Below are 21,582 nucleotides of genomic sequence, written 5' to 3' on the forward strand. Positions count from 1 at the left end.
GAGGGTAAAGCACCCCTCGCCCGTTGACAACGTATCCGTCTTATAAATCACAGCCTGCGCCGGATTTTCTCCACCATGGCTGTGGTTGAGATCCCGTAGCGGTCATGGAGGGTGGGCAACGCGCCCGCATCAAGGAACGCGTCCGGCAGTGCGACGGTATCGAAATCCACGTTCACGCGGTTGCGCATCAACAGCGACGCGACGGCTTCGCACAACCCGCCTACGCTGCTGTGGTTTTCCGCCACGATGACCAGCCGTCCCGGCTTCGCAGCCTGCGCCAGGATCGTCTCTTCGTCCAGCGGCTTAATGGTGGGCGAGTGCAGCACCGCCACGCTGACGTTATCCTTACGCAGCTGCTTCGCCGCCTCCAGCGCACGCATGGTCATCAGGCCTGAGGCGACGATCAGGACATCGTTCCCCTCTTCCAGCAGCGCAGCTTTGCCAATCTTAAACTGGTAGTTGTACTGGTCCAGCACCACCGGCACCTTGCCGCGCAGCAGGCGCATATAGACAGGGCCATCGTGCGCTGCCATCGCCGGCACCGCCTGTTCGGTGTCGATTGCGTCACAGGGATCGATAATCGTCATGCCCGGAATACCGCGCATAATCGCAATATCTTCCGTCGCCTGGTGGCTCGGCCCGTAACCGGTGGTTAGCCCCGGCAGCGCCGCGCAGATCTTCACGTTCAGGTGCTCTTCAGCAATCACCTGATGGATAAAATCGTAGGCGCGGCGGGTGGCGAAGACGGCATAGGTGGTGGCGAAAGGAATAAAACCCTCTTTCGCCATGCCGCCCGCGGCCCCCATTAACAACTGCTCGGCCATGCCCATCTGAAAGAAGCGTTCCGGGTAGGCCTGAGCGAAAATATGCAGATCGGTGTACTTCGACAGATCCGCAGTCATGCCTACGACCTCCGGTCGCTGTTCCGCCAGCTTCACCAGCGCGTGGCCGAACGGTGCGGCTCGCGTCTCCTGGCCCTCTTCCGCGATAGAGGCAATCATCGCCGACGTGGTTAAACGCGGTTTTTTCTCCGTGGTCTGGCTCATTACAGCACTCCTTCAGGTTTGTTGGCATCCAGCACAGCGAGTGCCTTTTGCCACTCGTCAGCATCCACGCGAATAAAATGGTTCTTGTCACGCTTTTCGAGGAACGGCACGCCCTTGCCCATCAGCGTGTCGCACAAAATGACGCGCGGCTGGTTTTCCGGGTAGCGTTTGGCGTTATCAAACGCCGTTACCAGTGAAGGGACATCGTTGCCGTTGACGCGCTGCACGTACCAGCCGAAGGAGGTCCATTTATCTTCCAGCGGCTCAAAGCCGAGGATCGCGTGCGAGTTGCCATCCGCCTGCTGGCGGTTAATGTCCACCAGCACGATCAGGTTCGACAGGCCGTGATGTGCCGCCGACATCGCAGCTTCCCAGGTTGACCCTTCGTCCAGCTCGCCGTCCGACATGGAGTTAACGACCCATGCCGCGCTCTGCTTGCGCTTCAGCCCCAGCGCCATGCCAACGCCAATGCTTAAGCCCTGCCCCAGCGAACCGCCGGAGATCTCCATGCCCGGCGTGTAGGTTGCCATGCCGGACATCGGCAGGCGGCTGTCGTCCGCGCCGTAGGTCTCCAGCTCCTCTTCAGGAACGATCCCCGCTTCAATCAGGGCGGCGTAACAGGCAATGGCGTAGTGGCCGTGAGAGAGCAAAAAACGGTCACGCCCCTCCCACTCCGGCTCGCCCGGCTTAAGGTTCATCCCGTGGGCAAACGCGGTGGCCAGCACATCGGCATAGCCCAGCGCCTGCCCGATGTAGCCCTGCCCCTGCACTTCGCCCATGCGCAGCGCGTAGCGGCGAATGCGCCAGGCCGCGGCGGCAACCTGTTGAACTGTGGTATCCGTCATCGTCGTATCTCCTTAATGGATCAGCATCCCGCCGTTCACGTCGAGCGTGATACCGGTGGAGTAAGAAGAGAGGTCGCTGCCGAGGAACAGCGCGGCGCGGGCAATATCCTGCGCGTCTCCGAGGCGGTTAAGCGGAATGCCCGCCAGAATGGACGTTTTCATCTCATCGCTCAGCTTGCCTGCGGTAATGTCCGTCTGGATAAGACCCGGCGTGATGCAGTTTACGCGCACATTGTCGGGCCCCAGCTCACGCGCCATGGCTTTTGCCAGCCCCAGCACACCCGCTTTTGCAGCGCTGTAGTGTGGGCCGCCAAAGATGCCGCCGCCGCGCTGGGCCGATACCGATGAAATGCAGACGATGCTGCCCGACTTTTGCGCGCGCATAGTGGGAATAACCGCCTGGGACATTAGCAGCGTGCCGCGCAGGCTGACGTCAAGCACCGCATCGTAATTTTCGCGTTTGATATCCATCAGCTTGATCGGCTGAGTTATGCCGGCGTTATTCACCAGAATATCGATGCGCCCGTATTTCCCCAGCACCTGCTCAATGGCGGCATTAACCTGTAATTCATTGCTGACGTTCGCCGCAAGGCCCAGATGTTCGTCGCCAAGGCTCGCGGCGGCAGCCCGGCTGGCTTCAGCGTTTAAATCGATAATCACCACTTTCGCACCCTGTTCAGCATATAATTTCGCCGTAGCGAAACCCAAACCGCGTACGGAAGCCGCGCCGGTAATAACGGCGACTTTATTTTTCAGTAGCATACATTTACTCCATTAGGACAAGAGAGATTTAATGTTTTATTTCGGTTCTTCCAGCAGCATAATCATTATTAAGCCAATGGCTGCGCAAATACCGAAATAAATAAACACGGAATTAAAACTACCTGTTTTATCCAGCAGATAACCTGCCAGCATCGGGGAAACAAATCCGCCGAGATTACCGCCGCTATTGATAATGGACGCGGCAATCGGATAGGTTTTACTGTCCGCAACAGCCATTCCATAAGCCGTAAAAGCGGGCCAGCCGATATTCAGACAGAGGCCGACAAAAAATAACCCGACGCAAACCGCGACGGTGCTTTGCGGAATATTCAGCATAATAACCATCATTAAAACGGTGCTGATGGCGGTAAACATCATGGTCGGTTTACGTCGGCGGCCGAGCAGTTTGTCGGAGACGTAGCCGCCAAAAATCGCACCGATAAATCCACCGATGCACGGCATGCTGGCGACCAGCCCCATGCTCATAAACGTAAAGCCTTTCTCTTTCACCAGATAGAGCGGGATCCACGTCAACAGTCCGTACAGCACGCTGACCATCATAAAATAGGCCAGGCAGTCGCCGAGAATATTCTTCGAGGTAAACAGCCCTTTCACCGTGCTTACCGGGGCTAATTCCCGCACGCGGATCAGCCGATCGAGGCGTGCAAAGCCTGGTGAAATCACGATATTTTCCCGTCTGGCGTCCGGGGTCTCCTGACCGGCGGTAATGGTCTCCAGCTCCGCTTTCGAGACGAATGCGCTCTCGGACGGCCTGGTGCGTACCAGCAGATACCACAGGACGGCAATGACCAATCCTGGGATCGCAAAGGAGAAGAAGACCCAGCGCCAGCCCCAGGTCATGGCGATCCACACTGCCAGCGGCGGCACGAGGATGGGCGCGAACATGGTGGCGGCGATGTAGACGCCCGTGGCCGTGGCCTTCTCCTTTGGCGGAAACCAGTTATTGATGGTGGAGGCCAGCCCGACCGGGCACGGCCCCTCTGTTAACCCCAGCCCCAGGCGGATACACTTCAGGCCCAGAACCGAGGTTGCGGTGCCCATCAGCCAGGTAAAGGCAGAGAAGCCGAATATCGACAGTGCCACCATGCCGCGAATTCCCTTTTTGGCAATAAAAAAGCCCGCAGGAATTTGGCTCAGGGCGTATCCCAAAAAAAACATGCTGGCGATGGCACCGGCTTCGAAATTATTGATATGAAATTCGTCAATGATAAACGGCAGTACTGCACCAATATTTGTTCGGTCAGCATAGTTAATGGCATAAACAATAAAAATTAATGCCAGCACAACGAAACGGTAATTGGTTTTTTTAGTCTTTATGTAGGGGACAGCTTGTTCTATACGAGACATAACTTACCTCATTATTCGAACACCGTGAGTCGTTTTATTATTGCGTTCAACGTCAATATATCGGCTCACCCATGAAACGCCATTCAATAAAGCTCATTTATTGCTGAGATAAATTTGATTCGCGATACAGCTCAAAAAAATAACATCGGGATAAAATTGCCCGCTCGCAGTCTCAATGTTATGTTTTTTATCAATTATCGTGTAAGGAGTAGGCCATGTCCGCGCAGGATCGCCAGACGTTATCGCTGCCCTCGCTCAGAAATTTGCAGGCGTTTATCGCCGTTGCTAACGCCCTGAGCATCCATCAGGCGGCGGAACAGCTCAACGTCACGCCTTCGGCGGTAAGCCACCAGATCGCGTCGCTGGAATCGTGGCTGGGCAAGAAATTATTTATCCGCAGCGGCAAAGGGGTTCAACTCACCCCGACGGGAGAAAAATATCTGCGGGAGGTCTCGGCGGCGATGAGCGCCATCGGGCGCGCCACCGATCAAATCGTGAAAGAAAAAGACAATGCTGTGCTTCGCGTGCACTCTTCCCCCACCTTCGGGCTGTCCTGGCTGTTGCGCCGTCTGGGCAGATTCCGCGCCGAATATCCTGATATCACCATCAATCTCACCTGCTCCTATGAGAACCTACAGTTCGCCAGAGATAATATCGACATTGATATCCGTCACGGTATTCCGGACTGGGACGCCTACCGGGTGATGACCATTAAAAACGACACGCTGGTGGTATTGGCCTCGCCGGACTATGCAGAAGAGCATCCCATCAGCACGCCCGCCGATCTGCTGCAACAGTCGCTTATCTCGTCCACCAGCACTCTCGTGAACTGGGAGAAATGGTTCGCCTGGCACAATATCGACAGGCCCTGGCTTAATTTCAGCCTCAGCTTCGACCGCTCCTACATGAGCTTTGAAGCGGCGCGCATGGGGCTTGGGTTTATTCTGGAGAGCAAAATGATGGCTACCGATCACCTGAAGGATGGCTCGCTGGTGCAGGTGCTGCCTGATGAAATGGGTATCGCCATCAACGCGCACCATCTGGTGATGCCGCACATGAACGAACGCGCGTGGAAGATCCAGCAGTTCGTCGAGTGGATTGACCGTGAGTTGCGATTGTCGGGGTATCACCTGTAGCGATACCCCAACGTGGCGTCAGGCGACCGTGCCCCAGACCAGATTCCCCTTGTGGAACGTCGCGGTGCGCGGAGAAATGCGCGCCACCGCCTCGGCGGAACAGGAGGCGTCAACCAGCACAAAGCTGGCGTCGTCCTGCGCTTTAGGCCACACGCGCTCACCTTTGTCGTTCAGCGGCAGCACGTCGCCGGTGGCGATGCCCAGCGCCCGCGAAAGCGTCTGCTCGTTCGGGCGAATATAGAGCTGGGCGTAGAGGTTGGCTTTCTCCAGCATGTCCCCCAGACCGTACGGCGACCAGTGGTCGATCACGCTGTCGGTACCGGTCATGACAAACACGCCTTTATCACGTAACTGCTTCAGCGGCATGTGCAGGGTGCCAATCGGCACGGTCGAGGCGATGGTTACCTGCTGTGCCGCCATGCGGGTGGCGATCTCATCCACCTGCTGTTCGTTAAGCGTGGCCAGCGCGAAGGCGTGGCTGATGGTCAGCTTCCCCTTCAGCGCCGGCGTTTTCTCCACGGTTTCTACCATGTAGTTCACCGCCGCCACGCCCGCCGGGCTGGTTTCATGCAGGTGAATATCCACCCCTTTGTCGTAATCCAGCGCAATCTGGAACATGGTATCTAGCGATTTCTCCATCGCGCCGTCGACGCTGGTTGGGTCCAGCCCGCCCACATAATGCGCCCCCGCCTGCATCGCCTCGCGCATCAGCTTTTCAGAATTCGACAGCAGCAGGCCGTGCTGCGGGAAGGCAACGATTTCGCAGTCAAAGCCTGCGCCCCGGCGCGCCAGTACCGCCTGCAAATTTTCCAGGTTTTTCAGGCCGGAAACCGGCTCTATGTTGCAGTGGCTGCGGGCGATGGTGGACCCTTTGGACTGGATCAGGTCGATCAGCTTTTCGGCGCGTTCTTGCGTGTAGGGCTGTAACTCCGGCAGCAGCTTCTGCTCCAGGCGGATCATGTCCTGAATGGTGGTGCCCGCCGGACGGTTCAGGGAGCGCCACGGGCCGCCGTAGAAGGTTTTATCCAGGTGAATGTGCATGTCGCGCATCGCCGGAAGCATCAGCTTTTTACCCGCGTCGTAGTGCGGCAGGGTCGCGTCGGCGTGGCTGCCGTTATCGCGCAGGGCGACGATTTTCCCGTCTTTGATCTCCAGCGTTTTCAGCTCGGTGCGGGTGCTTGTCGCCACGCTGCCGTCGTAGTTAAACCCGGCTTCCAGCAGCACGTTGTCGAGATAGTAATGTTTTGCGGTGATGTTCATCGGTTTACCCGTCTCGCAGGTTGCCTTTACAGAATCGGCAGCATACGCGACGGAACCCGTGGCGCCAAACAGCGCGCAGGCAGTAACCATTTTGCCGCTCTGGCTGATAAACTCGCGGCGGCTTTTATTCTCACTCATCTTATCTTCCTTCATTAATAATATGGGTACCCGTTTCACCGCGCAGCGCTGCGGGCAGGCAGTCCGGCGAGGTGATGATTACGCGCCTGCCGCCATGGCGTAAAAATTCCAGCGAAGCGACGATTTTTGGCAACATGCTACCTGCCGGGAAGTGGCCTTCATCCATGTAGCGCGTCATCTGCGCCACGTTGACGGTATCCAGCGCCTGCTGGTTCGGCTTGCCGAAGTTCACGCACACTTTCTCCACGCCGGTGGTGATCACCAGCACGTCGGCGCGGATCTCGCGCGCCAGCAGCGCGGTGGAGAGATCTTTATCGATAACCGCATCCACGCTCTGGTAATCGCCCTGTTCACTGCGCACCACGGGAATGCCTCCACCGCCCGCGCCGATGACCACAAAACCTTTCTGCGTTAGCGCCTTAATCGCATCCGCCTCGACGATGCGCCGCGGCTGGGGCGAGGCCACCACGCGGCGATAGCCCCGGCCTGAATCCTCGACAAAATGCCAGTCCGGGTGCGCGAGCTGTAGCTCGTCGCGCTGCGCCTCGCTGAAGAACGCGCCGATCGGTTTTGTCGGGTGCGTAAAGCCGGGATCGTTTTTATCCACCTCCACTTGGGTGACGACCGTGACCGCCTTTTGCTCGCCACGCGCCGCCAGGCGGTTGTTGAGCGCCTGCTGGATCAGGTAGCCGATGCCGCCCTGGGTATCCGCCACGCAGTTTGCCAGCGGGGTCAGCGGCAGCCCTTCCCGCTCGTGAGCGATTTCGGCGCGGCGCAGATCCAGCCCCACCTGCGGGCCATTGCCATGGGTGAGCACGATGTCATAGTCCGAGGCCAGCATTTCGAGCACCGACTCAGCCACCGCTTTGACCGCCTGCGCCTGATGCTCAATCGACTGGCTGGCGTTGTCTTTGATAATGCTGTTGCCGCCGATGGCGACGACCATAAGCTCTTTCATTTTGTTTCCTTTAGAAGGTGCGTTCTGGTGCCCTCACCCCGGCCCTCTCCCACAGGGAGAGGGGGATTAACAGAGGTATCCAGCACATGCTTCACCACAAACATCCCGCCCATCATCAGGTAGGCCGTGACAAACATCAGGGAACTGCCCTCGGCAAAGCCCACCACCGGGGCGTGGATCACGCCAAACAGCGCCAGCAGCGCGCCTCCTGCGGCGGCGACGGCCCCGCGCAGCGGTTTGTTGATAATGGCGAAGATGGCGATACAGCCCCAGAGCATGCTGGCGAGCGGCGCGCCGTTGCCGAGATGCATCAAGCCTTCGTAGTAGATCCCCTTGCTGTGCAGCACGTCGGTGCCGATTTTCGCCGCGCTGGTCCCCGCGGCGCTCATCACGCTGTTCATCATGGTCAGCGCCCAGTTGGCGATCCACGGGAACAGGCAGATGAAGATGACGGGCACCTCCACTTTCGGGGTTTCCCTCACCACCTGGTTGGCGGTGACGACGCCGATAAACACCAGAATCGGCACGATGGCGGTCATCGGTATGATGGCGAGCATAAAGGCCCCCAGCCCGAACAGCGGCACGATGAACATGGTCACGCCGGACGCCAGGGTGTAGCCGATGCTGGCGCCCATCGCTTTCCAGCCAGGATGGCCGACGTAGACCGTGACCGGGAACGGATTGCCCATCAGGCAGCCGAGCATCGAGGCCAGACCGTTCGCCAGCATTACCTTGCGGGTCGGGTATTCATCCCCCGCCGCGTGGGCGCTTTCGATGTTCTCCAGGTCAAAGATGTAGTTTGCCAGCCCCAGCGGTACGGCGGACGCCAGATAAGGCAGCGCGTGCGGCAGCCCCTGCATAAAGCTGTCCACGTGCACTTCCGGCGGGTTAAAGCCGAAGGATGACATGGACGCTTTAATGGCATCCGGGCTTTGCAGGCCGGAGATCCACGCAAGTAGAGTACCGGCAATTAACAGCAGCAGGCCGGTCGGGATACGGGCGAAAATCGGCTTTTTACCGAACCAGTTAATGAAGATCAGCAGCAGGACGATAAACGACACGGTCGGCGCTTCGAACGCCTGCAACATCGGGTTCATCGCCAGCAGCAGCAAGCCAAGACCGGACAGGCACGACAGCAGCACGGTGCGCGGGATCATCTTGCGGATGGTTTCCCCCAGGAAGGAACCGCCCGCGAGGATCATCGCTTCCACAAAGCACCACACCAGGCCAATCTGAATCGCGAAATCCGCATCGCCAGTTTGCTGGTAAACCGGCATTAAGACCAGGAAGGTCACGGTAAAAATCGACGGCGCGCTCGGGCCGGACGGCAACGCGGTGACGTCCGTTCGTCCGGTAGCGCGCGCCATTTGCAGGCCAAACCACGTATAGCAAAGACTCGCCACCAGCACCGCCAGCCCGAAGGCTGGCGCGATGCGTCCATAAACAATCTCCTTCGGGATGCCGACGACAAAAATGAGCAACCCCATCATGGTCAGCAAATTGGTCAGGTTGTTGGTCATCAACCCGAAATAAGCTGCCCAGTCACCTCTTTTCCACTCCAGTTTCATGTTTTTCATGGATGCATACCTTATAGAACGTAGCGATCGCGGAAGGTCAACAGCGCCTTTTCAAAACAGCTAAACGGCGGGTGAACGATGCCCGCCCCAATCATGCCGATCCCGGCGTCCTTGTGGGCAATGGCGGTATTAATGACCGGCAGAATGCCGCTGCCCGCAACCTTCGTGATGTCGATGGCGGTCGGGATCCCCATAAAGGAGAGCAGCGGAATGGTGACGTTCGGGTTTTCGCCGAGGGTGATTTCGCGCATCTGGCGAGAAAAATCGATGGCTTCCTCCACCGTGCCGCCCACCAGCGCAACGATGGCCGGGGCCGTCGCCATCGCAAAGCCGCCGATGCCGTAGGTTTCGGTAATCGCGCTGTCGCCGATATCCAGCCCGGAGTCTTCCGGCTTATAGCCCGCGAACATCGGGCCGATCACCTGCTGCGCCGGGCCGGTAAACCACTGCCCCGGCAGGCCGGAAACGCGCAGGCCGAACTCGTAGCCGTTGCGCGCCATGGTGGTGACGACGGTGCTGTACTCAATGCCGTGGGCGGCATCCAGCGCGGCCTTACACATCGCCATCCACGTCGGACCGGAGAAGTAGTCGCTGCTGGCGACAAACTCGAACACTTCACGCTGCTGCGCCACCGGATAGCCCGCCTGGATCAGCCCCGGCGTCAGCGCCTGAATAAGCAGCGTGGTGCCCGCGTTGTTGCGGTTGTGGCACTCGTCGCCCATGTGCAGCGCCTGGGCCAGCATCAGGCGCAGGTCGATTTCGCCGATAATCTTCATCGCGTCGCGCAGCATCGGGCCGAGCACGTCGCGCATCCAGTTCAGGCGCTCGATCACGCTCTGGTCATTAGCCCCCATACGCAGGATCTTCGCCATCTGCTCGCTGAGGTTGGTGAAGGCGCGGTTGCCGTAAGTTTTGTTCTCAACGATGTGCATAAACATCGACGCGGAGGTGACGCCCGCCATAGAGCCCACACAGTCGTGCTCGTGGCACGGCGAGAAGGTGATGTCACCTGACGCCGCCAGCCTTGCGGCGTCCTCCAGATCCGTCGCCAGCCCTTCAAACACCAGCGCGCCGGTAACCGCACCTTTCATCGCACCGCACATGTTTTCCCAGGTAACTGGCGGACCGGCGTGCAGAATGGTCGTGCGGGTCATGCCCGGCACCACGTTGATGGCCTGGTCATAGCCCACCAGCACCGGATGGGACTGAATAATCCGCTCCAGGGCAATTTTGTTTGCGGCGGCAATTTTCTCCGCCAGCGGTTTTTCCGCCAGCTGGTCGAGCGCTTCAACAACCTGCATATTGCCCTGCCCCGGCGGCGTCCAGTCGAGCTGGGTCACGGGAACGTGCTGCTTTTTGAGGTCGTCGCTGAACATCGCAATGCCGACGTTAATGACGTTTAGCGGCTGGTTGAATAAAGTGGTCATTATGCTTTCTCCCCTTTGCAGACAAATTCGCGTGCCAGTAATCCGGTGTTGGTGCTGCTGCTGGCCCAGATGACGCCTGCGTCGGTCAGCAGCTGGCACTGCTGCGCCAGCGACTGCGGATCCTGATCGGTGCCGAGCACGTAGCCGAGAATTTCCAACGGACGGTTGTCGGCGTTCGCGATCGCCTGTGCCTTTTTGATCGCCTCGATCATCACCCCCACCGGATCGTCGTGCGCGCCAAAGCCCAGCACGAAGTCCATCACGATGACGCCCACCTGCGGATCGCGCGCCTCCTGTAGCAGGCGGCTGATGCGGTTGGTCGGGTCGATCATTGGGTGTGGCTTGCCGTTGGTGAAATCATCGTCACCGAAATCAAGGAAGGTGTGGGCCTGGCTAACGCTGATATCTTTCAGACGCCTGGCCGGGTCCGGCTGGATGTTGCTGTAAACATCGTCAAACTTCTCCAGCGCGGCAAACATCGCTTCGTCGCACAGGGTGCCGCCGCAGAACAGGCCGCGAATGTACTTCTGCTGCGACGTCAGGCGGGTGCGTACCTCTTCGATCAGCGGCCAGTTGAGCGGATGTAAATCCAGGTCGTCTTTTTTAATGCCGGTAAGCAGCACCGCTTTCAGGGCCGCCTCTTTGGTGCCACGAGCAAACTGCAAACCGTCTTCATCGGCAGGCGGTTCGTTGCGGCCCAGGAAGCACACAACTACAGGCTTGCGGCAGGCGCGTGCCCGGGCCAGCACCTTCTCAGCCACCGCGGGTGCTGGCGGTTTGGAGATGAGCGCTATCACCCGAGTAGCGTCGTCCGCCTCCAGCATGTCGATGGCGTCGAGCATCATCAGGCCGCCGATCTTCTCGCTAAGATCGCGTCCGCCGGTGCCGATCAACTGCGACACGCCGCTGCCGAACTCATGAATGCGCACGCTCAGCTCCTGGCTGCCGGTACCGGAGGCGCCAACGATGCCAATCGTCCCGCGACGCACCGCGTTGGCGAAGCACAGCCCCGCGCCGTTGATAATGGCGGTGCCGCAGTCTGGCCCCATCATCAGCAGACCCTTTTCATGCGCCAGCTGCTTCAGCGCCAGCTCGTCGTCGAGCGATACGTTATCGGAGAACAGCATCACGTTAAGATCGTTTTCCAGCGCCTGACGCGCTTCCCGGGCGGCGAAGGTGCCGTTGACGGAAATCACCGCCAGGTTGCTGTCCGGACGATGGGTTTTGGCGCTGGCAATCGACGCGTAGCGTGCTTCATGGGAGCCCGTGCGCTCTTTACGCGTGAACAGCGCTTCAATGGCGGCCAGGGTTTCATCATTTGCCGCGTCGCCTTTAATCACGATCATCAGGTCGCCATTTTTCGCGTCCGCTAATTCCGGCGTTAATAGCCCGAGGTTTTTTAATACGCCTTTGTTCATTTCCGTCGCCATCGCCACAAACGCCTGCTCGACGCCCGGCAATTTATTGGCTTTGGTGGAAACCGACATTAAGGAAACCGAATCGAAATACGTATTCTTTTTTATGACGATTTTGGTTGGCATTATTTTCACCTGTTTAAGATAAAAGGGGGTCGCCGTCGTGCTAAATGCACGTCGGTAACAATGCGTTTTTTCAGTAACGGCCAGCCAGGGGAAGGCTGACCGAATGCGCTACGCGCCTGCCGCCAGCAGCAGGTCTGCGATCGCGTTGAAGCCTTTTTCCCGTGCCAGTTCGAGCGGGGTTTTGCCGTATTTATCGGTCATGTGCGGGTTCGCGCCGTGATCCAGCAGCAGCTTCACAATTTCCTGCTGCTTTGCGCCGCCGTCGTTTAATACGATGGCCTCCAGCAGCGGCGTCCAGCCGACAAAATTGGTGTGGTTGACATTGATGTCGGTTTTTTCCAGCAGCTCACGCACGATTTCAACGTGCCCTTTTTCACTGGCAGGGGTAATGCCCACGCCACCAAAGCGCGTCAGACGGTCGAGATCCGGATCCGCCGGAAGGAGAATGCGCAGCAGGGTTAAATCATTGGTCAGGCAGCTGATCAGGAAGGGGTTAAAACAGGTCTGGTCCTGTTTATCAATATCCGCCCCGGCGGCAATTAAAAATTCCACACAGGCGTAATGCTTTTTCAGGCTGGCAATAATAATGGCGGTTCTTTTCTGGCGGTTGGTTACGTTAATATCCACGCCTTTTTCCAGGCAGGCTTTTAGCGCGTCGATATTGCCCTCTTCTGCCGCCAGCAGAAATTCTGTAACCAGTGCAGTTGCAGACATATTCAGACTCCCTATGTTTCACTTCTGATGACCTGAGAATAGCAACAGCCTGGTCATAAAAGAATCCGCTTAAAAATGATTCATCGACACGCAATTCATTGTTGAGTTAAATTCAACGGTCCGGCAGAAACGTGCGTCTGTGCAACCTTTTTCTTATGTTTTACCGCTTTTACACGCTTCAGGCTGCATTATCCTTATGGCTGAAAAAGCCTTACACAGCGCGGCCCTACGTAAAAATACAGAACTGTGACCAACATCAACTATGATGTAACGCCAGTGTTAAAATATGTTCAAAACTGATGGTCACCAGGAGCCATAATATGAATTCCATCTTTACCGAAGAGAATTTGCTGGCCTTCACCACCGCGGCACGTTTTGGCAGTTTTAGCAAAGCGGCTGCCGAGCTGGGCGTAACCACCTCGGCAATCAGTTACACCATCAAACGCATGGAGACCGGCCTGGACGTGGTGCTGTTTGTACGCAACACGCGCAGCATTGAGCTGACCGAATCCGGTTTTTATTTTTATCGTAAAGCGACCGACCTGCTGAATGACTTTCATGCCATCAAGCGCGGGATTGATACCATTTCTCAGGGCATTGAGACGCGAGTGCGCATCTGCATAAATCAGCTTTTGTATACGCCACGCCATACCGCGCGTTTGCTCCAGGTGCTGAAAAAACAGTTTCCCACCTGCCAGATCACGGTGACGACCGAGGTGTATAACGGCGTCTGGGATTCCATCATTAATAATCAGGCCAATATCGCCATTGGCGCGCCGGATACGCTGCTGGACGGCGGCGGCATTGATTATACCGAGATAGGCGCGATCCGCTGGGTATTTGCCATCGCGCCCACGCATCCGCTGGCGTTCGCCCCGGAGCCCATCTCCGAAAGTCAGCTGCGTCTGTATCCCAATATCATGGTCGAGGATACCGCGCATACCATCAATAAGAAGGTGGGCTGGCTGCTTCACGGTCAGGAGGCGATTCTGGTGCCGGACTTCAACACGAAATGCCAGTGTCAGATCCTGGGGGAAGGTATTGGATTTTTACCGGAATACATGACGCGTGAGGCGGTGGAGGATGGGCTGCTGGTAACGCGGCGAATCAATAATCCGCGCCAGGATTCGCGCATGCTGCTCGCCACGCAGCATGCGGCGACCGGTCAGGTCACGCGCTGGATAAAACAGCAATTTGGCCCCGAAGGCGTGCTGACCCGGATCTACAGTGACTTACTGTGGCGTACCTAGCTCTTCGTCTGAACCCAAAATGCGTGGATAAGACCGGGGAAGTAGCCCAGGATGGTCAGAAGGATATTCAGAATAAACGCCCAGCCCAGCCCCTTGCCAAGCAGCACGCCCAGCGGCGGGAGAATAATCGTAAAAAGAACGCGCCAAAAACCCATAAATAACTCCGTGCAAGCTAACCAATTGAAAATTATAAAAGACACTTCTCTAAGCGTAGCCAGTTTAAGGGTAACTGCCATTCATCTCTCGCGCTTTTACCTGCCTTTACCCTCTTTACACTGGCTTAAACCCGGCCTTAAATGCTCTACTGTTCTGAAATTGACCGTAAGGAAACATAATGTCTCTTCCTCTTATTTCGCCGCAGCAGGCAAACGCGCTTATTGCTGAAGGCGCCAAACTTATCGATATTCGCGACCCCGACGAGTATGCCCGCGAGCATATTCCGGTGGCGCACTCCATTCCGCTGGATTCGTTACCCGGCGGGCTTAACGCGGCGCCGGGAGAAACGGTGATTTTCCACTGTCAGTCCGGCGCACGAACCTCAAACAATGCTGCTCGTCTGGCGCAGGCAGCATCCCCTGCGAACGCCTGTGTGGTTGAGGGAGGCATTCAGGGCTGGAAACAGGCCGGGCTGCTGACCGTTGAAGATCGATCGCAGCCGCTTCCGCTGATGCGTCAGGTGCAGATCGCTGCCGGGCTGCTGATCCTCTGCGGCGTGGTGTTGGGTTACAGCGTCTCCAGCGGTTTTTTCCTGCTGAGCGGTTTTGTGGGCGCCGGGCTGCTGTTCGCCGGAGTGACAGGTTTTTGCGGTATGGCGCGACTTCTGAAAGTGATGCCGTGGAACCGACGTACCTGATAAGGAGTATCTGAAAGATTAGGCTGTACCCCGTCCCGGACGTGGGCTATGGTGAAGATCATGACAATGATTAGGAGGTGCTATGTTTTCTGTCGGTGATTATGTCCAACCGCGTCAGGGCGGTCCGAAACTGAAAGTGCTCGAAGTGAATGGTGAAAACATTGTGGCCGTGCAGGCCAGCGATGAGCAGGGCGAGAAATATCACCTGAAAGCGGCGGACGTAGTTCTGTACTCCGAAGAAGGTGACTTTGGCGTCTGCTAAGTCAATAATCGGGCGGAATACACCGCCCGAATAATCATCAGATCAGGAAATCGTCCAGCGATTTACCGTTTGCCAGTGCGGTCGCAATTGGCTTTGGCGTACGTCCCTGACCGGTCCAGGTTTTTTCTTCACCGTTCGCGTCAATAAAACGATATTTCGCCGCACGCGCTTTACGTTTTTTCGTCGGCTGACCCGCCTGCGCCAGGTCACTGCCTAACAGATCGCTCGGAGAAATACCGTCAGCTTTCATCAGTTCCAGCAGAGCATTAATTTTATCCTGCTGTTCAGCGCGTTGACGCTCTAATTCAGCCTGCTCGCTGCGTTTTTCTTCAGTGACAATCCGGAATTTTTCCAGCACTTCTTCCAGAACATCCATGGATAATTCACGTGCCAGCGCCCGGAGGGTACGAATATTATTAAGATTCTGTAACGTTAAAGCCATAATAATGAAAAACCTTTCTTCTTGTGTATAACATAAATCAGGCAACAGAATAATTGATTTTGGTTCTGATATCTACCCACCGTGACGTTTTGACATTATTGTAAATGTTTTAGAATATCCCGTTAATATAACCCTGAAATATATGTCTGTTTTAAAGCGTAATATACCGCCCTTCCCCAGGCCAAAAAACCCTGTTTTAAACCGTTCAAAAAACCGCCTCCAAAATCCCACACAACAAAGGTTTCACACGCGCATAGATAATCTAATTCATTGATATATTTCACTAAAATAGGCGCGAGGAGAGAAAATAACGAAGCGCGCAAAAAACGCACAATTTTAGAGAATTTTATGGCTAAAGCGCCAGTAAATAAAAATTAATCACTACTTGTTAGTTAAAAGCCAGAGAGATACGCTATACACTCAAAACAAACCAACCTAAAGCACTAAAGGCCGCAGGTAAAACGCCACTTTTTTGTCCTGTTCGAGGAGTTCAGACATGTTCTCACCGCAGTCTCGCCTGCGCCATGCGGTAGCGGATACGTTCGCGATGGTCGTTTACTGTTCCGTCGTGAATATGCTGATTGAAATTTTCCTGTCGGGAATGTCCTTTGAGCAATCTCTCTCGTCGCGCCTGGTGGCCATTCCGGTGAATATCATGATCGCCTGGCCGTACGGCCTGTACCGCGATGCAGTGATGCGTTTAGCCCGGCGTATTAGCCCGGCGGGTTGGGTAAAAAACCTGGCGGACGTGCTGGCTTACGTGACGTTCCAGTCCCCGGTGTATGTGTTTATTTTGCTGACGGTGGGCGCAGACTGGCATCAAATCGCCGCTGCGGTAAGTTCAAATATCGTGGTATCCATGCTGATGGGTGCGGTGTACGGTTACTTTCTTGACTACTGCCGCCGCCTGTTCAAAGTCAGCCCTTATAGCCAGGCAAAAGCGTAAGGTAAGGCGACTGGCTCATGCCAGTCGCAGAGTTATTGTACGTCGCCAAACAGCCCTTTCAGGAATCGCTCCAGCGCCATACGCGAGCTGAAACCGTGCGGAATACCATAATGTTCATGCGTCTCGCCGCCTAAATAGAGCGGAAATTGCTGATAATGATCGCAGGTTTTAATATCCGAGGCGGGCTCAGCAAATGACAGGCTTCTGTCTTTGAGTGTCGGGTGAATAATGAGAGCAGTACGCCCCATTCTTGCTTCACGGTTGACGTAAACATAATTCTCACCACGGCGATATCCGTACGCTTTTGATGTTACCTCATCCATGGTGAACCCTTCTTTTTCAAGAACGCGCGCCACCTCATCGGGTCGTAAATACATATCTTTTCCTCATTATCATTCCTGCCCGGCAACCTTACAGTATTCAGCATTAGCAGGGCTTTCAGAATATTCCATAAACTGCCCGATAAGCCGTGACTCGCTTCAGATATTACATTTCTGGACTAAACTAAACGGGAACACAAATTATGGAGGATCGTATGTTTAACAGACCGAACCGAAACGATATTAATGACGACACACAGGATATTCGTAACGATGTCAGCCAATTAGCGGACACGCTGGAAGCCGTATTGAAATCCTGGGGCTCTGACGCGAAGGACGAAGCAGATGCCGCGAAACGTAAGGCTCAGTCTCTGCTGCGTGAAACGCGGGCAAGGATGAACGGCCGCTCACGTACCACTCAGGCGGCCTGCGACATGGCCAGCTGCGCCACCACCTTCGTACGTGAAAAACCGCTTTGTACGCTGGGAACGGTCGCGGCGGTCGGGATTTTTGTCGGCGCCCTGCTTAGTCTGCGTAAGTAAGCGCGCGTTCTTAGCCCCGGTAGCCTCAGGCGCCGGGGCTTTTCTTTGTCTGACAACCTGAAAAAACCGTACAGCCCGCCCTGCCCCGCCAGGCTCATCATCGGGGCCTTATTAATCTGAATTTCCCATATCTTGTGTGGTTGAAACTTATATAAACTACATCTAGTATTCCCTTTAGTAAGACACACACAATATGACGCGTTTACTCGCGCCGTCCTCTCATTCTAAATGGAAATGCGAATCATGAGCATTATTATTTACACTCGTAACGATTGTGTTCAGTGCCACGCCACGAAACGGGCGATGGAGAGCCGCGGCGTGGCATTTGAGATGGTCAATATTGATCAGGTGCCCGATGCGGCAGACACCCTGCGGGCGCAGGGTTTCCGTCAGCTTCCGGTTGTGGTTGCCGGCGACACCAGCTGGTCTGGCTTCCGTCCGGACATGATCAACCGCCTTGCCGCTCAGGGCGTCAGTGCATGAGCACGCTGGTCTACTTTTCCAGCAGCTCGGAAAACACGCTTCGGTTTATGGAGCGTCTCGGGCTGCCCGCGATACGCATTCCGCTGAACGAGCGGGAGCGTATTCAGGTAGACGAACCCTACATTCTGGTGGTGCCCAGCTATGGCGGTGGCGGCACCGCAGGGGCTGTGCCTCGTCAGGTGATCCGCTTTCTGAACGATCCCCATAACCGACAGCTTATTCGCGGCGTGATCGCCGCAGGCAATCGCAACTTCGGCGAGGCCTTTGCCCGCGCCGGGGATGTCATCTCTCAAAAATGCGGCGTGCCGTATCTCTATCGTTTTGAACTGATGGGGACACAGCAGGACGTAGAGAACGTGCGTAAAGGAGTGAACGAATTTTGGCAACGACAACCGCAGAGCGCGTGATTCAGGCAACGCCGGATTACCACGCATTAAACGCCATGCTAAACCTCTATGACCGGGAGGGGCGCATTCAGTTTGATAAAGATCGTGAGGCGGTGGACGCCTTTTTTGCCGCTCATGTGCGCCCGAACAGCATCGTTTTTGGCAGCCAGCAGGAACGTCTCGACTGGCTGGTAAAAGAGGGTTATTACGAAGAGCGTGTCCTGACCCGCTACGACCGCGCCTTCGTGGTGGCATTGTTTGAACGGGCGCACGCCAGCGGTTTTCGCTTCCAGACGTTTCTCGGCGCGTGGAAGTATTACACCAGCTACACCCTGAAAACCTTTGACGGCAAACGCTATTTAGAAAGCTTTGAAGATCGGGTGGTGATGGTGGCGCTGACGCTGGCGCAGGGCGATGAAGTGCTGGCCGAAAGTCTCACCGAGGAGATCCTCTCCGGCCGCTTCCAGCCCGCCACGCCAACGTTCCTTAACTGCGGGAAAGCCCAGCGCGGCGAGCTGGTCTCCTGCTTCCTGCTGCGTATTGAAGACAATATGGAGTCGATTGGCCGTGCGGTAAATTCGGCGCTACAGCTTTCGAAACGCGGCGGCGGTGTGGCATTTCTGCTTTCGAACCTGCGGGAAGCGGGCGCGCCGATTAAGCGCATCGAAAATCAGTCCTCCGGCGTCATCCCGGTGATGAAGATGCTGGAAGATGCCTTTTCGTACGCCAACCAGCTTGGCGCGCGTCAGGGCGCGGGTGCGGTTTATCTGCACGCGCACCACCCGGACATTCTGCGTTTTCTGGATACCAAACGTGAAAACGCCGATGAAAAGATCCGCATTAAAACCCTGTCGCTCGGCGTGGTGATCCCGGATATCACGTTTAAGCTGGCTAAAGAGAATGCCGACATGGCGCTCTTCTCACCGTATGATGTTGAGCGGATTTACGGCAAAGCCTTTGGCGACGTGGCGATAAGCGAGCTGTACGACGAGCTGGTGGCCGACGATCGCATTCGTAAAAAAACCATCAACGCCCGGGATTTCTTCCAGACGCTGGCTGAAATTCAGTTTGAATCCGGTTATCCGTACATCATGTACGAGGATACGGTGAACCGCGCCAACCCGATTGGCGGGCGCATCAACATGAGCAATCTGTGCTCGGAGATTTTGCAGGTCAACAGCGCGTCCAGCTACGACGAGAACCTCGACTACGCGGACGTGGGCAAGGATATCTCCTGTAACCTAGGGTCGCTGAATATTGCCCACACCATGGACTCTCCCGATTTTGGCCGCACGGTAGAGACCGCCATTCGCGGACTGACGGCGGTATCAGACATGAGCCACATCCGCAGCGTACCGTCTATTGAAGCGGGCAACGCCGCGTCGCATGCCATCGGCCTTGGGCAGATGAACCTGCACGGCTATCTGGCGCGGGAGGGCATCGCCTACGGCAGCCCCGAAGGGCTGGATTTCACCAACCTTTATTTCTACACCGTCACCTGGCATGCGGTGCATACCTCGATGATGCTGGCGCGCGAACGCCACCAGCGGTTCGCAGGCTTTGAGCAGTCCCGCTACGCCAGCGGAGAGTATTTCAGCCAGTATCTGGAAGGCGACTGGCAGCCGAAAACCGAAAAAGTACGCGCGCTGTTTGCCCGCGCTGGCATCACCCTGCCGACGCGTGAGATGTGGCAACAGCTGCGTGAAGAGGTGATGCGCTACGGCATTTATAACCAGAACCTTCAGGCGGTGCCGCCAACCGGCTCCATTTCCTATATCAATCACGCCACGTCGAGCATCCACCCCATCGTGTCGAAGATTGAAATCCGTAAGGAAGGCAAAACCGGGCGCGTCTACTACCCTGCCCCGTTTATGACCAATGAGAATCTGGCTCTGTACCAGGACGCCTATGAAATTGGCCCGGAAAAGATCATTGATACCTACGCCGAGGCGACTAAACATGTGGATCAGGGGCTGTCGCTGACGCTCTTCTTCCCGGACACCGCCACCACGCGGGATATCAACAAAGCGCAGATCTACGCCTGGAAGAAAGGCATCAAAACGCTGTACTACATTCGCCTGCGCCAGCTCGCGCTGGAAGGCACCGAAATTGAAGGCTGCGTGTCCTGCGCGCTGTAAGGAGAATGGATGAAACTGTCACGCGTAAGCGCCGTTAACTGGAACAAAATTCAGGATGATAAAGACCTGGAGGTATGGAACCGCCTGACCAGCAACTTCTGGCTGCCGGAAAAGGTGCCGCTCTCCAACGATATTCCGGCCTGGCAAACTCTGAGCCATGCCGAGCAGCAGCTGACAATCCGCGTCTTCACCGGCCTGACGCTGCTGGACACCATTCAGAATACCGTGGGTGCGCCCGCGCTGATGAGTGATGCGCTGACCCCGCACGAGGAGGCGGTAATGTCGAATATCAGCTTTATGGAGGCGGTGCATGCCCGCTCTTACAGCTCGATTTTCTCCACTCTGTGCCAGACCAGGGACGTGGACGCCGCCTACGCCTGGAGTGAAGAGAGCGCGTCATTGCAGCGCAAGGCAGATCTGGTGCTGGAATATTACCGGGCCGACGAGCCGCTGAAGAAGAAGATCGCCAGCGTATTCCTGGAATCTTTCCTCTTCTATTCCGGCTTCTGGCTGCCTATGTACTGGTCGAGCCGGGGCAAGCTCACCAACACCGCCGATTTGATTCGCCTCATCATCCGCGATGAAGCGGTACACGGGTATTACATCGGCTATAAGTACCAGAAAGGACTGGAGAAAGTCACCCCGGAAAAACGCGAGGAACTCAAAGGTTTTGCCCTCGATTTACTGATGGATCTGTATGACAACGAGCTGAGTTATACCGAGGAGCTGTACGCCGGAACGGGCTGGGAAGAGGACGTAAAAGCCTTCCTCTGCTACAACGCCAACAAGGCGCTGATGAACCTGGGCTACGAAGCGTTATTCCCACCGGAAATGGCGGAAGTGAACCCGGCGATCCTCGCGGCGCTGTCGCCCAACGCCGATGAAAACCACGACTTCTTTTCCGGGTCCGGCTCGTCGTACGTGATGGGTAAAGCGGTGGAGACGCAAGACGAGGACTGGGATTTTTAATGAATGAATTAACGTTCATTAATTAACTCTGCATTTCATTATTTCCAGCCAAATATTCCACCAGGTACTACACTGTAATTTCCCCGTCATATTCGCCTGAAACACACCGATTCAGGCGAAATTTCCCCATGCAGCAGCAAAAAATTGAGAAAAATTCAAACCGCCCTCAGCCCTTTATTCATGGGAAATTCAGCCGTTTCGCTTGCGGCAAAATTCCGG

At 56.2% G+C, this 21,582-nt stretch carries 23 protein-coding genes; 10 read left to right on the forward strand and 13 right to left on the reverse strand.

The genetic code is table 11. The features are described 5' to 3' along the window. Nucleotides 1–47 precede the first annotated feature (47 nt). Genes L384_RS20300 through L384_RS20285 form a run of 4 tightly spaced genes read right to left on the reverse strand, consistent with a single transcriptional unit; the run spans nt 48 to nt 4,021 of the window. Entirely contained in the window at nt 48–1,046 is a 999-nt protein-coding gene (locus L384_RS20300; RefSeq protein WP_022651706.1) for a transketolase family protein, read from the reverse strand. Further along, complete coding sequence (locus L384_RS20295; protein ID WP_022651707.1) at nt 1,046–1,891, reverse strand: transketolase; 846 nt, start codon at nt 1,889–1,891, stop codon at nt 1,046–1,048. Before L384_RS20295 ends, L384_RS20300 begins: the two co-directional genes overlap by 1 nt. 12 nt (nt 1,892–1,903) lie before the next feature. After that, nucleotides 1,904–2,653 (reverse strand): SDR family NAD(P)-dependent oxidoreductase, encoded by a 750-nt coding sequence (locus L384_RS20290; RefSeq protein WP_003862216.1) that lies wholly within the window; start codon nt 2,651–2,653, stop codon nt 1,904–1,906. A gap of 36 nt (nt 2,654–2,689) precedes the next feature. Beyond that, the gene (locus L384_RS20285) at nt 2,690–4,021 is read right to left on the reverse strand and encodes an MFS transporter (RefSeq protein ID WP_023323645.1); all 1,332 of its coding nucleotides are present in this window, start codon (nt 4,019–4,021) and stop codon (nt 2,690–2,692) included. A 215-nt stretch (nt 4,022–4,236) separates the two neighbouring features. Between L384_RS20285 and L384_RS20280 the strand changes: the two genes are divergently transcribed. Then, the gene (locus tag L384_RS20280; RefSeq protein ID WP_023323646.1) at nt 4,237–5,157 is read left to right on the forward strand and encodes a LysR substrate-binding domain-containing protein; all 921 of its coding nucleotides are present in this window, start codon (nt 4,237–4,239) and stop codon (nt 5,155–5,157) included. Nucleotides 5,158–5,175: 18 nt separating this feature from the next. Here L384_RS20280 and L384_RS20275 read toward each other — a convergent pair whose 3' ends face one another. From L384_RS20275 to L384_RS20250, 6 genes are all read right to left on the reverse strand, one after another. Continuing rightward, a complete protein-coding gene (locus tag L384_RS20275) occupies nt 5,176–6,555 on the reverse strand; it encodes an amidohydrolase family protein (RefSeq protein WP_023314699.1) in 1,380 nt (459 codons plus the stop codon). Between the two features lies 1 nt (nt 6,556). Beyond that, nucleotides 6,557–7,513, reverse strand: coding sequence for a carbamate kinase family protein (locus L384_RS20270; protein ID WP_022651711.1), 957 nt, complete (start codon nt 7,511–7,513; stop codon nt 6,557–6,559). Further along, on the reverse strand, nt 7,510–9,090 hold the full coding sequence (locus L384_RS20265) for a hypothetical protein (RefSeq protein WP_022651712.1): 1,581 nt from the start codon (nt 9,088–9,090) through the stop codon (nt 7,510–7,512). Before L384_RS20265 ends, L384_RS20270 begins: the two co-directional genes overlap by 4 nt. Before the next feature lie 11 nt (nt 9,091–9,101). After that, entirely contained in the window at nt 9,102–10,517 is a 1,416-nt protein-coding gene (locus L384_RS20260) for a YlbE family protein (protein WP_023323647.1), read from the reverse strand. Further along, nucleotides 10,517–12,058, reverse strand: coding sequence for an acyl-CoA synthetase FdrA (gene fdrA, locus L384_RS20255; RefSeq protein ID WP_023323648.1), 1,542 nt, complete (start codon nt 12,056–12,058; stop codon nt 10,517–10,519). The genes L384_RS20260 and fdrA overlap by 1 nt, the downstream gene beginning before the upstream one ends. Before the next feature lie 108 nt (nt 12,059–12,166). Further along, nucleotides 12,167–12,772, reverse strand: coding sequence for an ankyrin repeat domain-containing protein (locus L384_RS20250; RefSeq protein WP_023323649.1), 606 nt, complete (start codon nt 12,770–12,772; stop codon nt 12,167–12,169). A 320-nt stretch (nt 12,773–13,092) separates the two neighbouring features. Here L384_RS20250 and L384_RS20245 point away from each other — a divergent pair, with 320 nt between their 5' ends. Continuing rightward, nucleotides 13,093–14,022, forward strand: coding sequence for a LysR substrate-binding domain-containing protein (locus L384_RS20245; protein ID WP_015571650.1), 930 nt, complete (start codon nt 13,093–13,095; stop codon nt 14,020–14,022). Here L384_RS20245 and L384_RS20240 read toward each other — a convergent pair. Further along, complete coding sequence (locus L384_RS20240) at nt 14,019–14,177, reverse strand: YqaE/Pmp3 family membrane protein (RefSeq protein WP_023314704.1); 159 nt, start codon at nt 14,175–14,177, stop codon at nt 14,019–14,021. The two genes, L384_RS20245 and L384_RS20240, sit on opposite strands and share 4 nt — an antisense overlap. A 179-nt stretch (nt 14,178–14,356) precedes the next feature. Here L384_RS20240 and L384_RS20235 point away from each other — a divergent pair, with 179 nt between their 5' ends. Both L384_RS20235 and L384_RS20230 read left to right on the forward strand, forming a co-directional pair. Continuing rightward, complete coding sequence (locus tag L384_RS20235) at nt 14,357–14,875, forward strand: rhodanese family protein (RefSeq protein ID WP_023314705.1); 519 nt, start codon at nt 14,357–14,359, stop codon at nt 14,873–14,875. A gap of 82 nt (nt 14,876–14,957) precedes the next feature. After that, a complete protein-coding gene (locus tag L384_RS20230; protein ID WP_003862199.1) occupies nt 14,958–15,137 on the forward strand; it encodes a hypothetical protein in 180 nt (59 codons plus the stop codon). Nucleotides 15,138–15,174: 37 nt separating this feature from the next. Here the strand turns inward: L384_RS20230 and stpA are convergent, their stop codons facing one another. After that, nucleotides 15,175–15,579 (reverse strand): DNA-binding protein StpA, encoded by a 405-nt coding sequence (gene stpA, locus L384_RS20225; RefSeq protein ID WP_022651717.1) that lies wholly within the window; start codon nt 15,577–15,579, stop codon nt 15,175–15,177. Between the two features lie 496 nt (nt 15,580–16,075). Between stpA and alaE the strand changes: the two genes are divergently transcribed. Beyond that, nucleotides 16,076–16,525: an L-alanine exporter AlaE gene (alaE, locus tag L384_RS20220; protein WP_022651718.1), complete on the forward strand. Its 450-nt coding sequence runs from the start codon at nt 16,076–16,078 to the stop codon at nt 16,523–16,525. A gap of 32 nt (nt 16,526–16,557) precedes the next feature. Here alaE and L384_RS20215 read toward each other — a convergent pair whose 3' ends face one another. Then, on the reverse strand, nt 16,558–16,902 hold the full coding sequence (locus L384_RS20215) for a DUF2002 family protein (RefSeq protein ID WP_006811693.1): 345 nt from the start codon (nt 16,900–16,902) through the stop codon (nt 16,558–16,560). 158 nt (nt 16,903–17,060) lie between these two features. On the opposite strand from L384_RS20215, the gene L384_RS20210 reads away from it, so the two are divergent. The 5 genes from L384_RS20210 to nrdF all read left to right on the forward strand — a co-directional run bounded on the left by L384_RS20210 (nt 17,061) and on the right by nrdF (nt 21,363). Then, entirely contained in the window at nt 17,061–17,387 is a 327-nt protein-coding gene (locus tag L384_RS20210) for an ElaB/YgaM/YqjD family protein (RefSeq protein ID WP_017382769.1), read from the forward strand. A gap of 243 nt (nt 17,388–17,630) precedes the next feature. Beyond that, entirely contained in the window at nt 17,631–17,870 is a 240-nt protein-coding gene (gene nrdH, locus L384_RS20205) for a glutaredoxin-like protein NrdH (RefSeq protein ID WP_017382770.1), read from the forward strand. Continuing rightward, nucleotides 17,867–18,277 (forward strand): class Ib ribonucleoside-diphosphate reductase assembly flavoprotein NrdI, encoded by a 411-nt coding sequence (gene nrdI / locus L384_RS20200; RefSeq protein ID WP_003862188.1) that lies wholly within the window; start codon nt 17,867–17,869, stop codon nt 18,275–18,277. Before nrdH ends, nrdI begins: the two co-directional genes overlap by 4 nt. Further along, nucleotides 18,250–20,394, forward strand: a complete 2,145-nt coding sequence (gene nrdE, locus L384_RS20195; RefSeq protein WP_022651719.1) for a class 1b ribonucleoside-diphosphate reductase subunit alpha — start codon at nt 18,250–18,252, stop codon at nt 20,392–20,394. Before nrdI ends, nrdE begins: the two co-directional genes overlap by 28 nt. Nucleotides 20,395–20,403: 9 nt before the next feature. Beyond that, nucleotides 20,404–21,363 (forward strand): class 1b ribonucleoside-diphosphate reductase subunit beta, encoded by a 960-nt coding sequence (gene nrdF / locus L384_RS20190; protein ID WP_022649130.1) that lies wholly within the window; start codon nt 20,404–20,406, stop codon nt 21,361–21,363. Nucleotides 21,364–21,582 lie beyond the last annotated feature (219 nt).

It is taken from the genome of Enterobacter sp. MGH 38 (assembly GCF_000492855.1).
Taxonomy (GTDB): domain Bacteria; phylum Pseudomonadota; class Gammaproteobacteria; order Enterobacterales; family Enterobacteriaceae; genus Enterobacter; species Enterobacter hormaechei_C.